A 14,795-nucleotide genomic window follows, 5' to 3' on the forward strand; every position below is an offset into this window, starting at 1 on the left:
CGTGCCACGCACTTCGACGCACGCCCTAGCGGCGGCTGCGCACGAGCAGTTGGAGGAAGTACGGCGTGCCGATCACCGCGGTCATCAGGCCGGCACCGAGCTGGGCCGGGGCGATCACCGTGCGGCCCAGCAGGTCCGCGGTGCACACGAGCGTGGCGCCGAGGAGGACCGCGACCGGAACCACCCGGGCGTGCTGACGGCCCACCAGGGCCCGGGCCGCGTGCGGTGCCACGAGGCCCACGAAGCCGATCGTGCCCGCGGCTGCCACGGCGGTGGCGCTGAGCAGGACGCTCAGGGTGAGGAATCCCAGGCGTCCCCGTGCCAGACGGAGTCCCAGGAGCCGTGGGGTGTCCTCGTCCAACGACACCAGGTCGAGCTCCGTGCGCCCCACCATCGCGACGAGCACACCCACGGCGAGCACGGCCGCGAGAGGCGACACATCGGACAGGGAGCGCCCGTAGGTGGAGCCCGACAGCCAGGTGAGCGCCTTCGTCGCGTTGAACGGATCGGTGAGGACGATGAGCAGGTTGATCAGCGCGGCGGTTCCGGTGGCGACGCCGAATCCGACGAGGACGAGCCGGTTCTGCTGGAACCCGCCTCTGGCGGCGAGCCCGAAGACGAGGACGGAACTGACCGCGGCACCCGCGAACGCCGCCCCGGCCATCCCCCACGACCCGGCCACGGGGGCCGTTGTCACGAGGAGCACGGCGCCGAGCGCGGCCCCGCCGGAGACGCCCAGGACGGCGGGCTCGGCGAGCGGGTTGCGGGTCACGGCCTGGACGAGTGTTCCGGCCAGGGCGAGTGCCGCGCCCGCGAGAAGCGCCGCGAGCACCCTGGGGATCCGGGTGTCGAGGACGAAGGAGACGGTCCGGCCCGCCCTGCCCTGTGCCCAGTTCACCACGTCGCCCAGCAACAGCTTGCTGTCCCCCAGCAGCACGGCGGCGATCGTCACGCCGACGAGCACCGCCGCGAGCACGGCCGTGGTGGCCAGGAAGACGGCCCGGCTCCGGATGCGCAACCGGTCGGCAGGGGGCGCCCCGGCGCCGTCCCGGACCCGGGTGGCCATCACGACCAGGAAGACGGCGCCGACCAGGCTGGTGGCAACACCCGTCGGTACGGCGACCGCCACGTCCGCCGGTACGGCCGCGCGCAGCAGTACGTCCGAGCCGAGCAACAGCACCGCACCGGCCAGGCCCGCGACGGGAACGCCGGCCCGGGTCCGCGAGTACGCGCGGAACCTGCGGGCGAGGGGGCGGACGAGGGCGGGCGCGCACAGGCCGATGAAGCCGATCGGTCCGGCGAGGGTGACGGCCGCCGCGGAGAGCAGCGTCGCGAGCACGACCACCGTGACCCGGGTGGCGCGGACCGGGACGCCGAGGCCGCGGGCGGCGTCGTCGCCGAGCGCCAGGGCATCCATGCGGCGGGCGAGGAGCAGCAGTCCGGCGAGCCCGATGAGGCCGATGGGCGCCATCTGCACGACGCCGTCGAACCCGTTCTGGGAGATGCTGCCCTGGTTCCACTGGAAGAGGCCCTTCGTCCGCTCGGGGAAGAGCAGGAGCAGCCCTTCGGTGACGGCGGAGAGGCCGAGGGCGAGGGCGCTGCCGGCGAGCACGAGCCGGACGCTGCCCGTGCCCAGGCCCGACAGTCCGAGCACGACGGCCGCCGCCACAAGCCCGCCGATGAACGCGACACCGGAGGAGGCGAGCAGCGGGAGTGAGGTGCCGGTGACGGCGGCCAGGCCGAGGGCCAGGTAGGAGCCCGCGTTCACCGCGAGGGTGTCGGGCGATGCGAGGACGTTGCGGCTGACCGCCTGGAGTGCGGCGCCCGCCATCCCGAGCACGGCCCCGACGAGCAGCCCCGCGGCCATTCTCGGGAGCCGGGAGGCGATGACGACGGACGCGTCCGCCGGGTCGGCCCGGCCGGTGAGCGCCTTCCAGACCTGGGACGCGCCGACTTCGGCCGTGCCCTGGGTGATGTCGATGATCGCGAGGCATGCGGCGAGCAGGAGCAGGGCGACCGTCACCGCGGCCGCGCCCGTCCGGGACGTGGCCGCCGACGGACGGGTGGCGGGAGTTGTTGCGGTGACGGCCATGGTGTTACTTCGTCAGCGCCTTCACGATCGCGTCGATGTACGCCCCCATCGACTGGGGACCGCCGAACATCCAGATGCCGTCGGGCAGCCGGTGGACCTCGCCCTTCTTGACGAACGGCAGCGACTTCCACACGGAGTCCTTGGCCAGGGCGCCGTTGAACGGGGTGCTGTTCGCGTCCCCGTCGCTGCCGATGTAGGCGAACCGCACATCGCCGAGCCTGGTGAGCCCTTCGACGTCGGTGGTGGCGAGGCCGTAGTCCTTGTCGCCCTTGACCGTCCAGGCGTCCTTCAGGCCGAGCTTCTCGTTGACCGCACCGATGAGCGAGCCCTTGGTGTACGGCCGGATCGAGACCTGGTTGGAGGTGATGTATCCATCGGCGAAGGCGAGCTTCTCCCCGTCGAGTCCGGCGGCGGCCAGGGCCTTCTTCCCCTGGGCGGCCTTCGTCTCGAACTGCTTCTTGAGCGTCCCGGCCCGCTGTGTGGTGCCGGTGGCCCGCGCGATGAGGTCGAGGTTGTCGGTCATCTGCCCGATGGGGTCGGAGGCGTCGGCGGCGCGTACCTCCAGGACCGGGGCGACCCTGCGCAATTGCTTCACCGCGGCCGGGGGCAGGTCGGTGGTGGCGACGACGAGGTCCGGCGACAGGGAGGCGATGGTGTCCATGCTCGGCTCACCGCGCGTCCCGATGTCCTTGGGGTCGTTCCTCAGCGGGACCGCGGTGTCCCACATCGTGTAGCCCTTGACGTCGGCGACGCCGATGGGGTCGACGCCCAGTGAGATCAGGCTCTCGACGGCGTTCCACTCGGTGCCGACGACCTTCTTGGCGGGCCCGTCGAGCGTCACCTTCGCACCGGACGCGTCGGTGAGGGTGATGCGCTCGGCGGATTTCTTGCCCTTGTCGTCGGCGGCGGGCTCGGTGGTCCCGCACGCGGTCAGGGTGAGGACCGCGGCGGTGGCGACCGCAGCGGCCATCAGGAGGCGTCTCATGAGGTGGTGCTGAGCCTTTCGCTTCGCGCGTGGTGTCGGCCGATCGCGCGGGTGCGCAACCGGCCCGTGAGGGGGTCGGTGTCGACGTCGATACGGATGCCGTAGGTGTCGGTCAGACGCTCGGCCGTCAGGACGTCCTCGGGGCGGCCGTCGGCGGTGATCCGTCCCTCATGGAGCAGCACGATCCGGTCGGCGACCGCCGCGGCCTGGTCGAGGTCGTGCAGCACGGCGCCGACGGCGATCCCGTGGTCGTCCGCCAAGTCGCGGACGAGGTCGAGGAGTTCGACCTGGTAGCGCAGATCGAGGTAGGTCGTGGGCTCGTCGAGGAGCAGCACACCGGTCTCCTGGGCGAGGCAACTGGCGAGCCAGACCCGCTGGAGCTGTCCTCCGGAGAGGTGCTCGGCCCCGCGATCGGCGAGTTCCGTGACCCCCGTCATGGCGAGGGCACGCTCCACCGCGGCCCTGCCGTCCGGGTCCGCCTTGCTCCAGCGGCTCCGGTACGGATAGCGGCCGAACTCCACGACGTCGCGTACGGTCAGCCCGCTGGGCGTGGGGCGCCCCTGGGTCAGCAGGGCGACGCGGCGCGAGAACTCACGAGGGGTGAGGGCCAGGCCGTCGGTGTCGGCGTCGAGGACGAGCGTGGCGGCCCTGGGCCGCTGCAACCGCGCGATCGTCCGCAGGAGCGTCGACTTCCCGCTGCCGTTCGGACCCACCAGGACGGTCACTTCTCCGGGCCGCAGGGTCACCGATGCGTCGTGCAGGACGTCGACGCCTTCGTAGGCCACGGTGACACCGGTGGCCGACAGTTCATGACCCCGTGGGCTCTTGGCCTCGGAGATCTCTTCAGCAGCTCTCACGAAACGAAGGTTAGCCTAACCTTATTTCGCCCGCGCTGGGGAGGGGTCGCCCGGCCGGTCGACGCGACGGTTACATGACCACGCGGACAAGGGACACGCCTTCGGTGGCGCCTTCACATGATCTTGCCTGGTGCCGCGGGCGCCAACCGTGCCACCGGCGGCAGCGGTGAGTGCTGCGGGGAGGCGCGGAATGCCTGGATGACGAGCGCGGCGAAGCGCCGGGAGGCCGCGACCCGGGTGGCCTTCGATGTGGTGTGGATGCCCCTGTTGGCCATGAGCATGAGAATCAGGTCGTCCAGGACGAAGTCGGGGCGCAGATGGCCGGCGTCCTTGGCGCGGTGGGCCAGTTCGGCGATCGACCTCAGCGCGTACGCACGCTCCGCGGCGATGTCCATCGCGTCGGGGAAGGTCGACATGAAGGCTTCGGTGAAGCCTCGGCTGCGGGCGTGCAGCTCACAGGTCTTCTCGATCACGAGACAGAAGCCACGCCATGGATCCGGCTCGGCGAGCCCCTCGTCGATGAAGACGTGGCACGCGCGCATCTCGTCCGCGAAGGCTTCGGTGGCCAGCATCTGCTTGGTCGGGAAACGGCGGTACAGGGTGGCGGGGCCGACCCCGGCGTGCCGGGCGATCTCGCGCATCGGCACGTTCAGACCTTCGGTGGCGAACAGCGCGCGGGCCGCGTCGAGGATGCGTTCGCGGTTGTCCAGGGCGTCGGAGCGCAGGGTATGAGGCAAACGGTCGGTCACCGCTCTCACTTTAGCCAAACGGACGGGGGCGTCCGTTAGCGTCCGAAGGCATGGAAGCAGGGCGCTTCTCCGGGTGCGGCCCCTCGGCGCCGGGACCGGGGTCGGCCGGTCCCGACCGGTCCCAGCCGGTCCCCATCGATCCCGGCCGCCCCCCAGGACAAAGGAGACGACATTGAAGGCAGTCGCGATCCAGGCGTTCGGACGCCCCGAAGGTCTGGCACTCATCGACCTCCCTGCCCCCACTCCCGCCGAGGGGCAGGTGCTCATCGCCAATGAGGCGATCGGCGTCGGCGGCGTCGACGTCGTGATCCGACGCGGTGTTCTCGCCACCTACGGCTTCAAGGAAGGCCATATCCCCGGCAGTGAGGTAGCGGGCATCGTGACCGCGGTCGGCGACGGCGTCGACACGTCATGGGTCGGTCAGCGCGTATGGGCGTTCACCGGCGTGAGTGGCGGCTACGTCGAACAGGCGATTGCCTCGGTCGAGGAGATCCTGCCCCTCCCCGCGAACCTGTCGCCCGTCGACGCGGTGACGCTCGGGAGCTCCGGAATGGTGGCCCACTTCGCCCTTGCTCATGCCCACTTCGCGCCTGGCGAGTCCCTGCTGGTGCGCGGCGCGGCCGGCAGCATCGGGATCATGACGGTCCAGCTCGCGGCTCGTGCCGGCGCCGGCGCGGTGGCGGTCACGACATCGTCGGCCGAGCGTGGTGACCGCCTGCGTAAGCTGGGCGCGACCCATGTGCTGGACCGCTCCGGCGAGAGAGCCGAGGACGCTCCCGAGGGCTACGACGTCATCATCGACATCGTCGCCGGCGCGGACATGCCGTCCTTCTTCGCCAAGCTCAACCCGAACGGTCGCATGGTGGCCGTTGGCATGGTCGGGGGCCAGCCGCCGGCGGACTTCGGCATGACGATGATGGCGGCGTTCCAGAAGTCGATGTCCTTCGCCACCTTCAGCGCCGACACCGTGGCCGAAGCCGATCGACGTGCGGTGCGGACCGAGCAGTTCGCCGCCGCAAGCCGCGGCGAGCTGCCCATGGTGGTGCACGAGGTGCTGCCGCTCGAGGAAGCCGTTCTGGCACACCAGAAAATGGACGCCGGCGAGGTGTTCGGCAGGATCGTGCTGACACCGTGATCGTGGCGGCCGTGGGGCCGTGACAGGGTACGTACCCCGGGGAAGTTCCCCGGCTCGGTGCAGGGAGGGCGCGTGGAATCCGTGAGCGGGCAGGGCGACGGCGGCACGTGGCCCACGGGGCTTGATGAGGCGATACGCGCCACCGCGGCCGAGATCGCCACAACGCTGCGCGACGCCCCCGACACCGGGGCTCCGGTACCCGGGTCACGGTGGACGGTCGGGGAGGCGGCGGCGCATCTGGCGCAGGCCAACGAGCTGATGGCGCACCTCGCGGACGGGAAGACACGCAGCTACGGGGACGGCACGCCGCACGGGCTGGCCGAGGCCAACCAGCTCGCGCTCGCCGCGTTCGCCGAGCGCCGGGCCGGGCCGCTGGCCGCCATGATCGTGGAGCAGGCCGACGCCTTCCTCCGGTCGGCGGCCCGGCCCGCGTCACACGGCGAACTGGTCACCCCGATGGGCCCGATGAGCCTGGACGTACTGGGGTCGTATCTGCTGACCCATATGCTCGGCCACGGCTATGACCTCGCCCGTGCGCTGGGCCGCCCGCATATGCTCAACCGGGCCCGGGTCGAGCTGACCCTGCCGTTCCTGATCACGGCCATGCCACGGGTGGTCGACACCACGGCCACCGCCGGGCTCACCGCCCGCTTCACCATCCGCCTCAGGGGTGGCGCCCGCTTCGGCGCCACCTTCACCGACGGGGCTGTCACCGTGACCCCGCACCCGCCGAGCCGCCCGGACTGCACCATCCTCACCGAGCCCGTCGCCTTCCTTCTGATGGCGCTGGGCCGCCTCGGCCCGTGGGGCGCCGCCGCCAGGGGCCACGTCCTCGCCTGGGGCCGTAAGCCCTGGCTCGCCCCACGGTTCCCCACACTCTTCACCGCACCCTGATCCGGCCGGGGAGCGGACCGGATCAGAGCGGACTGGGATCGGAGCGGTTCGGGTGGCCTGCCGCGGATGCCCCGCGGCTCAGGTGGCGCAGGCCGGATGGCCCCAGCCGTCGGCGTTCTTCATGATCGTCTCACCCTTGGCGTAGGGCGTACCGCAGCGGCACCGGCCGGGGAACTTCGCCTTGATGGACGCCTTGGAGCGGGTGCCTGTCCCCCGCTGTGCCGCCGTCGTGCGCGGGCGCGCCGTACCACCGCGGCCCGCTGAGCGTGTCGCCGTCTGGGCCTCGGGCGGTGGCAGGGCGGACCCGAGCGAGGTGCCCGCGGGCTCCTGGGTGCGGGCGGTGTGGCTGGCCGCCTGGTCGGCGGCCGCGTTGAACGGGTCCCCATCGACCTGGTGCGCCGGAACATAGACGAATTCCACCTTGCGGCCACCCAGAAGCTCGTCGATACGCATCACGAGCTCGCGGTTGGCCACCGGCGATCCCGAGGCGGTCTTCCACCCCTTCTTCCGCCACCCGGGCAGCCATGTGGTGACCGCCTTCATCGCGTACTGCGAGTCCATGCGCACCTCCAGCGGCACGGCCGCGTCGGTGGACTCCAACAGCCTCTGCAGTGCGGTGAGTTCGGCCACGTTGTTGGTCGCGGTGCCAAGCGGCCCGGCCTCCCAGCGCTCCAGCGCACCGTCGGTGCCCGCGATAACCCATGCCCAGGCCGCGGGCCCGGGGTTTCCCTTCGATGCCCCGTCACACGCGGCGATGATCTGTTCAGCCATACGTCGATACTGCCAGCACTCCGCATCCGGCACGGCGGAGACCTGGTCATCGGCGGTCTGCCGGCCGTGCCGATGGCGGGCCAAGCCGCCCACGCCCGCTCCACACGCGAGTCCTCACGCGAGCCGCGGTCGACGTCGGCCGGTCCTTCCCTTGACCACGGGGCGTTCATCGGATCCACGCCGAACGGGCACACTATGTACACGCGTTCGGGCTTCGCGCATGGGAATCTCCCAGAGCTCGTGCCTTGAACGTCCGTACTCGCGGCGCCGGTTGGCGGTCCGGGTACTCATCTAGGAGAGGACACCCCCCACATCATGTCCACTCATCGCCCGCGCCGATCACGGCGCCTCCCCCTGCTGGCCGTAGTGGCCGTGGCCGGTATCGCCGCCCCTTCGGTCGCCGCCGCCGACACACCGGCCACGACAGACACCAACCGGCCCACGGCCGTGCAGGCGTCGCTGGACGACTACTACCAGGACGCGATGGGCAAGAACGGCCCGGAGCTGAAGGCCGCGCTGCACACGATCATCAGCGACCAGACCAAAGTGTCCTACGACGAGGTCTGGGACGCGCTGCAGTCCACGGACGAGGACCCGGACAACGCGTCAAACGTCATACTCCTCTACAGCGGCCGCTCCCAGGCCAAGGACGCGAACGGCGGCAACCCCGACGACTGGAACCGCGAGCACGTCTGGGCGAAGTCGCACGGCGACTTCGGCACGGCCACCGGACCCGGCACCGACCTGCACCACCTGCGCCCCGAAAACGTCACGGTGAACAGCATCCGCGGCAACAAGGACTTCGACAACGGCGGCCAGGACGTGCCCGACGCTCCCGGCAACCGAACCGACGACGACTCCTTCGAACCCCGTGACCAGGTCAAGGGCGATGTCGCCCGGATGATCCTCTACATGGCCGTCCGCTACGACGGAGACGACGGCTTCGCCGACCTCGAGCCCAACGACAACGTCGACAACGGCTCCGCGCCCCATATCGGCCGCCTGTCCGTACTGAAGGAGTGGAGCGCCGAGGACCCGCCCGACGCCTTCGAGAAGAACCGCAACCAGGTCATCTACGACAGCTTCCAGCACAACCGGAACCCGTTCATCGACCACCCCGAATGGGTCGACTCCATCTGGAAGTAACCCGCGCCCCCGCCGCTGCCCCGGCACATGCGCCGGGGCAGGGGCGTCGGCCGTGGCTCCCGTGGTAGGCAGTCCTCGTGCGTATTCTCTTGCCGCTGCCCGACCGGGACTTCGACGTCACCGAGGTGGCCGTGCCCTGGAAGCTCCTGACCGACCTCGGCCATGAAGTGGTGATCGCCACCGAACATGGCGACGGCCCGCCGGCCGCCGATCCGCTGCTGATCACCGGAGTGCTCTTCGGGCAACTCGGCGCGGAGCCCGAGCCCAAGGAGTTCTACCAGCAGCTCACCGACGCGACCGCCTTCCGCCACCCCCTCGCATGGGCGGACCTCAAGCCCGAGGCGTACGGCGGGCTGATCCTGCCCGGCGGCCACGCCCCGGGGATGCGCCAGTACCTAGGCTCCGATGTCCTGCGCGAGAAGATCGCGGAATTCTGGCGGCTGGACCGCCCGGTCGGCGCGATATGCCACGGCGTCCTCACCCTGGCCCGCACCAGCGACCCGGCCACCGGCCGCAGCCTCCTCGCCGACCGGCGCACCACCTGCCTGCCCGCGTACATGGAGCGGACCGCCTACTACCTCACGGCCTGGCGCCGCGGCCGCTACTACCGCACCTATCCGGCCTACGTCCAGGACGAGGTCGTCGCCGCCCTGAACGACCCCGCCCAGTTCGAACGCGGACCCGTCGAGCTACGGCGCCGCGGCACGGCCACCGACGACACCCCCGCCTTCGTCGTCCAGGACGGCCGATACCTTTCCGCCCGCTGGCCCGGCGACGCCTACCTCTTCGCGCGGCGCTTCGCCGAGATGCTCACCTGAACGACCCTGCCCTGCCCTTCCGGGTAGGGCAGGGCAGGGCAGCACCGACAATGTCAGTCGGCCCCGACACATAGGCGGAGTGTCAGGGCCGACGGTGAATACGCTCAGACTCAAGAGCCCTTAGTCATCAACGCACTTGGGGTACTTCGAGCCCCGGTTGCAGTCGTGGTAGTCGTACTTGCTGACCCGGAACTTCTTCTCGTCGCCACCCTTGGCCGGATCGACGACCAAGTAGAACTTCTTCCCGTCCTTGACCTTGTCGGAGACTGTCCCATCAGGACCCCGGTCAAAGTCCTGCGCGCACCCGGCGAGTGTGAGGGCTGAACATGCCAGGAGGGCAAGGGCAAGGCGACGCATGTCGTGCTCCGATCAACGTGAGGATTGCGAGATAGTCTAGGGGCCTCCGGATCATGCGCAGGCCAGGGGTGTCATTCACTCGCACTCATGGAAACGCTCGATGTGCGGCGGCGAGGGAAACGGCAGAAAAACACGCAACAAAGGTCGTCCGGGATGCGAGCCCGGCCGACGCACGCTCCTGAGCGGTCAGCCGCCGCGCCGGGCTCTTGTCAGTGCCCGGTGCAGCACCTCCTCGGCGTATGCGGGCAGCCGTGCTTCGGTGGCGGGGCCGACTCCGTACATGCCCAGGTTGAGGACGATGTTGTCCTGGCGCACCAGCACCTGGCCGCCGCTGTCGAATCGCCGCCAGACCGCTTCCTGCCCGAGCTCGAGGGGCGACCTGCGGCCGCTGCCGTGCTCTCCGCTGATGGTGTCCGCGCTGCGGAACACCATCACGGCTTCCTGGACAGCGCTCTGACCCGCTTCCGCCTGCCCGATGGTGACCACCAAGTAGATGCTGGGTACCATCTCGCCGTCGGTCGCCCAGTCGCAACGGGACTGCCCATTGCGGAAGGGTTCTCGGGTCGTCGATTCCGGTCGGGGTATGACCCGGGCGGCCAGGCGCTCATCCACCAGCTCACAGGCTTCGGGTACGGATCGGTAGCGTTCGTCGTCGGGGGTGCTGAGGCTGATGACCAGCCCCGGCAGCATCAGGCAGAGCACGAGCGGGGGGAGTGCCGGGACGAGCACCTGCCATGGCGAGGGCGCATCGGGTGTCGGGACGGGGGCCGGCGGGCTCGACCGGGGTGGTGCCAGCCGGTCCTGGAGAGTGCGGTGCCGGAAGGACAGAACACCGCCGGACTGGCGGAGAGCGCCACGTTGGCAGGCGTCCTCCAGGAATTCCATCAGGTGCCAGGGGAGACGGCCGGTCGCGGCCAGCCAGAGTCTGGCGACGCCGAACTTCCCCCACGCCGAGAAGGCGAATCCGTAGAGGAGCAGTGCCACCGCGCTGGCCAGGCACACCAGCAACCAGTCCCCGCCGGTGACCAGTTTCTCGCTGTGGGCGGGGGGCGTCACGCCCGGAGGGTAGTACGTCGTGAGCTGTTGGCTCAGGAACAGCGCCAGCGGCGACAGGAGGCACAGCGCCGCGGCGCAAGCATGGCGGGAGTCCGCGAAGGCGCGCGTGCCGGGCAGCGCCAGTACGGTCCGGCGGTCCGAGCGCAGCAGCGCTCGCGGACTGCGGGCCAGGGCGTGGTCGGCGGTGTCCTGCCAGACCGCGCCGCCCACGAGCAGTACCAGCGGGACCACCGCGTACAGCGACGATCGCAGGTCCGCCGCCGTGGCGGCCATGACCACGAAGACCGCGAACGGGACGACGGCTGTCGTCCTCCGCAGGAGGAGGGGGATCCGGCCGCGGGCCGTGAGTGTGCGGGGCTGCGGGGTGTCCACCGCGTCGTCGATGACGGCGATGACACCGAAGAGGGCCGCTACGGCGAACAGGGGCGGCGAACCCATGCCGAGCGGCCCCTCCACGGGCCGGCTGTAGCCGGTGGGGGTCAGCGCCACCAGGCCCATCGCCATGGCGGCGATCACCGCCGCGTGGCGTACCGGCCACGGCAGCGCGCGTGGCAGGCTCCACCAGGTCACCTCCGGGGTGCCCAGGGTCCGGGCGTGGCGGGCGAGGAAGGTGAGCCAGCGGTGTGCGTCCTCGGCGTCCCAGCGGCGCCCCGGGCTCGCGGCGGCGAGGGAGGCGTCGTAGGTGGCGGGCACGAACTGGTCGAGGAGGTGTGCCTCGATGGCCGCGCTGTCGGGGAAGCGGCTGGGGTCCAGCAGTTCGGCCGGGTTCCGGCCGGTGTCGCTGTACGCCTTGCGGGCCAGCGACACCATCAGCGGGGTGGCCAGCGCCTCGCCCAGGGCCCGGGCCCGCGCCGCGCGCGCCGGGTCGGTCGTGCGGGGATCGAGAACCTGCCGCCAGGAGCTGTGGTGGGGCCGTCCGCCGACGCTGGGGGACGGGGCGGCGGTGCGGGAGAGGTAGGCCGTGAGGTCGGCGAGGGTGAGCGGGCGCACGCTGACTGCGGCGGCGCCGGTGAGCACACGCGCCTCCCCCGCCGCTTCGCGGTACTCGCCCTCGCGGCTGGTGAGGACGATCTGTGCGGCGCGGTCGAGAGTTCCGTTCAGGGTGCGCAGGGCCTGCGGCCGCACCGCCGCGGGCAGTTCGTCGAATCCGTCGAGGATGGGCAGCAGGCGACCGGTGCGCAGCAGTTCGCGTGCGATGTCGCGGGCGGAGGCGGTGCCGGTGGCCAGTGAGGCGTAGCGGGTGCCGAGCAACTCGGCAGCCCACTCCCATAAGTCGGGCTGGGCCTGGGGCCGCCAGGAGGCGAGGGGCAGGATCACCGGGATCCTCTCGCCGGGGGCGCGGCGTTCGAGGCGGTCGAGTGCGAGACGGACCATGAGCACGGACTTCCCGGTACCGGCCGGGCCGAGTACGACGAGCCGGCCCGACGGCACCCGGTCGAGAACATCGGCGATCTCCTCGAACCGCCCGCCGAGATCGACCGGGCCGCCGCCGGTGACGTTCGCCCAGTGGTCGATCAGGTCCTGGCGGGCGGTGTCCCAACGGACCGGGATCGGCGCCGGGTCCTGGAGGCGGCGCAGCCGCTCCTCCCGGCCCAACTGCTCCCGTACGGCGCTCGCGAGCTGGTCAGCAGCCGCGTTCAGCTCCGGGCCGGAGAGGTCGCCCCACAGGACCCTGGAGCGGCGGTGGCGCAGGATGGCGCGGACTGCCAGCCAGACGCCGAACGTGCACAGCGCCATTGCCGCCGGCCCGAGCATCGAACCGGGCAGCGCGGAAGCGTCCCCGTCGTCCCGTGCCCTGAGCACGAACAGACTCGCGCCCACCGCCACCGAGCAGCCCGCGAGCAGCAGTTGACCTGCGAGCCGAAGGCCGGTGACCGGGCGGCGGCCGTCGTTGAAGTGGATACCGCCGTAGATGGTGTGCGCCTGGATCACCGTGTGCGCGGTACCAGAGAACTCGTTGCGCGCCACCGGCTCGCCCTGCATGCGCTCCCCCTTACGCATCCCCCCGCACATGGTGACGCAGGCGCCGCACGGGTGTACAGCCCGGCGGGGCGCCCTCCGTGGCCGACTCCCCCGTGGCTAGGGGCGGATATAGGGCCGGGTGATGATCTCCATGTTGTGGCCACCGGGATCGTCGAAGTACGCGCCACGGCCGCCGAAGAGACGGTTGATCCGTCCGGGGTCGGTGTGGCCGGGGTCGGCGTAGTAGGTGACGCCGACCGCTTCCAGGCGGGCGATCATGGCGTCGAACTGCTCGTCGGGCACGAGGAACGCGTAGTGCTGCGGCTGTATGGGCTCGTCGCGCTTCTCGTAGTAGTCGAGCGTGACGCCGTTGCCGAGATCGACGGGCAGAAACGGGCCGAACGGGGCGCCGACCTCCACCCCCAGAATCGCGGCGATGAACTCGGCGGACAACTGCCGGTCGTAGGCGTAGACGGCGGTGTGATTCAGCTGGACGACGGTGGCCAGGGGCTCGGAGTCGTGCTGGTACTGCGCTTGGTGGGGCATCTGTGGTGTGTCTCCGTATCGTGGAATCCGCTGGAACAGGCGCCACGTACGGGCGCCAGAAGGAATGACACGGAGGAAAGGGCGGGCCTCTGGCCCGCCTCGGGCTCACGCCGAGGCCGGGCGCCTCACTCGTGCGTGGCCCATGGCCGACCCGGCAGTCACCTTGCCGACTCTAGCAGCGCCCGCCCGCCCGTCCGGCTCCAGGGCAGTTGGCGGTGGCGCAGGGCCGTGACACGGTGCGCGGGCACTCGTTGATCCGAGCGTATGTCCGAACACCACGCTGTCCGCCCCCGCATGCCACCCCGCCCGCATCGCTCGACCCCGGCCGCGTCGCCCCTCGTGTCGACGGTCCGCTAGCCTCCGATTTCGATTCCGTGGACCACACGGGACTCGGGGACTCGGGGACTCGGGGGATGAGCGAGGAATGGCCCATGGGTGATGAGCAGCGGATACGGCAGGACGGGGAGCGGTGGGCGGCGGTGGAGGAGCGCGTCCGGCGCGGCTGGGGGCTCCAACTGCCGGAGTCCTTCCTGCGGTTCTTTGTCTTCCTCCAGGGGCTTGGCGTGGCCGAGCGGCGGGTGCTCGCGGACATGGACGTGGCGCCGGTCGGTATCTCCGATCTGTTCGACGACCCCGGGCTGTCCGCCCGGCCGGGGATCGACGCGCGGGCGCACGGACGCTACTACCGCGATCCGCCGGAGTTCCTGACCTTTCTGCACGGCGGGTCGGACGGGCTGCACTACGGACTGTGGTCCGACGACGGATCGACCTGCGACACCGTCGCCTCCTACTACACCCATGACGGCGGCGACATCGACACCAACGCGCAGACGCCGCTGGAGGCGATACGTGTGCTGATCGAACGCCACTGGCGCGACCTCGCCGACGACGACGGGGACGCGGACCAGATGGCCGCTCGGCGTCACGGGCTGGAGCTGTTGCGCGAGGCGCTCACCAGGCTGGAGACCGGCGACCGCGATGAGACCGGCGCCTTGTATGTGCGCGCCTACGACGTCGTGGCCGCGCCCGCCGCCCCCGCGCGGGTCGCCACCGTGGATGGTGCCGGTGCGCTCGTGACCGGCGAGACCTCACCGGAGCGGCCGGTGCACCGCGGGCCCGGTGCCCACCGGTTCGCCCATACCCTGTATCCCCTGCTCGACGACCCCGCGGGCGCAGCCAGGCTCGCGGAGGACGCCCGGCGGCGCCTCGCGCACGGGGATCCGGCAGAAGCGCTGGCGCTGGGCCGTGATCTGCACTGGGCGTCGGCCGGTGACCCCGCCAGGGAGGCGCTGGCGAATGAGCTGCTCGTCGGCGCCTACCAGGCGCTGGGCCGGTCTTCCCTCGCGGGGATCGCCCAAGCCCATCACGACCACCGCGACCTGGCCAACGTCATCGTCCTCGGCCCTCGCTAGCACCGGCCCACGCAG

12 protein-coding genes are annotated in these 14,795 nt (G+C 71.1%); 5 read left to right on the forward strand and 7 right to left on the reverse strand.

The features are described 5' to 3' along the window. Window positions 1-25: 25 nt before the first annotated feature. The 4 genes from J5X86_RS12350 to J5X86_RS12365 form a co-directional block, all read right to left on the reverse strand. The gene (locus J5X86_RS12350) at window positions 26-2,092 is read right to left on the reverse strand and encodes an iron ABC transporter permease (protein ID WP_208516786.1); all 2,067 of its coding nucleotides are present in this window, start codon (window positions 2,090-2,092) and stop codon (window positions 26-28) included. 4 nt (window positions 2,093-2,096) lie between these two features. Beyond that, a complete protein-coding gene (locus tag J5X86_RS12355; RefSeq protein WP_208516787.1) occupies window positions 2,097-3,077 on the reverse strand; it encodes an iron-siderophore ABC transporter substrate-binding protein in 981 nt (326 codons plus the stop codon). Beyond that, window positions 3,074-3,934 (reverse strand): ABC transporter ATP-binding protein, encoded by an 861-nt coding sequence (locus J5X86_RS12360; RefSeq protein WP_208516788.1) that lies wholly within the window; start codon window positions 3,932-3,934, stop codon window positions 3,074-3,076. The genes J5X86_RS12355 and J5X86_RS12360 overlap by 4 nt, the downstream gene beginning before the upstream one ends. 113 nt (window positions 3,935-4,047) lie before the next feature. Then, window positions 4,048-4,683, reverse strand: coding sequence for a TetR/AcrR family transcriptional regulator (locus tag J5X86_RS12365; protein WP_208516789.1), 636 nt, complete (start codon window positions 4,681-4,683; stop codon window positions 4,048-4,050). Between the two features lie 172 nt (window positions 4,684-4,855). Between J5X86_RS12365 and J5X86_RS12370 the strand changes: the two genes are divergently transcribed. Together J5X86_RS12370 and J5X86_RS12375 are read left to right on the forward strand one after the other, a co-directional pair. Next, a complete protein-coding gene (locus J5X86_RS12370; protein WP_208516790.1) occupies window positions 4,856-5,818 on the forward strand; it encodes a zinc-dependent alcohol dehydrogenase family protein in 963 nt (320 codons plus the stop codon). Window positions 5,819-5,890: 72 nt separating this feature from the next. Further along, on the forward strand, window positions 5,891-6,712 hold the full coding sequence (locus J5X86_RS12375) for a maleylpyruvate isomerase family mycothiol-dependent enzyme (RefSeq protein WP_208516791.1): 822 nt from the start codon (window positions 5,891-5,893) through the stop codon (window positions 6,710-6,712). A gap of 78 nt (window positions 6,713-6,790) precedes the next feature. On the opposite strand, the gene J5X86_RS12380 is transcribed toward J5X86_RS12375, so the two are convergent. Then, window positions 6,791-7,483 carry a ribonuclease H gene (locus tag J5X86_RS12380; protein ID WP_208516792.1) on the reverse strand — a complete coding sequence of 231 codons (693 nt, stop codon included), beginning with the start codon at window positions 7,481-7,483 and terminating at the stop codon, window positions 6,791-6,793. A gap of 315 nt (window positions 7,484-7,798) precedes the next feature. Between J5X86_RS12380 and J5X86_RS12385 the strand changes: the two genes are divergently transcribed. Next, window positions 7,799-8,629, forward strand: a complete 831-nt coding sequence (locus tag J5X86_RS12385) for an endonuclease I family protein (protein WP_208516793.1) — start codon at window positions 7,799-7,801, stop codon at window positions 8,627-8,629. Window positions 8,630-8,706: 77 nt separating this feature from the next. Continuing rightward, window positions 8,707-9,447, forward strand: a complete 741-nt coding sequence (locus tag J5X86_RS12390; protein WP_208516794.1) for a type 1 glutamine amidotransferase domain-containing protein — start codon at window positions 8,707-8,709, stop codon at window positions 9,445-9,447. A gap of 543 nt (window positions 9,448-9,990) precedes the next feature. Here J5X86_RS12390 and J5X86_RS12400 read toward each other — a convergent pair. Then, complete coding sequence (locus J5X86_RS12400; protein WP_208516795.1) at window positions 9,991-12,843, reverse strand: NACHT domain-containing NTPase; 2,853 nt, start codon at window positions 12,841-12,843, stop codon at window positions 9,991-9,993. 96 nt (window positions 12,844-12,939) lie between these two features. Continuing rightward, window positions 12,940-13,368 (reverse strand): VOC family protein, encoded by a 429-nt coding sequence (locus J5X86_RS12405; RefSeq protein WP_208516796.1) that lies wholly within the window; start codon window positions 13,366-13,368, stop codon window positions 12,940-12,942. Between the two features lie 431 nt (window positions 13,369-13,799). Between J5X86_RS12405 and J5X86_RS12410 the strand changes: the two genes are divergently transcribed. Continuing rightward, complete coding sequence (locus J5X86_RS12410) at window positions 13,800-14,780, forward strand: ADP-ribosylation family protein (RefSeq protein ID WP_208516797.1); 981 nt, start codon at window positions 13,800-13,802, stop codon at window positions 14,778-14,780. Window positions 14,781-14,795: the final 15 nt, after the last annotated feature.

Origin of the sequence: Streptomyces sp. NEAU-YJ-81, assembly GCF_017592595.1 — a bacterium.
In the GTDB taxonomy this organism is placed as follows: domain Bacteria; phylum Actinomycetota; class Actinomycetes; order Streptomycetales; family Streptomycetaceae; genus Streptomyces; species Streptomyces hygroscopicus_B.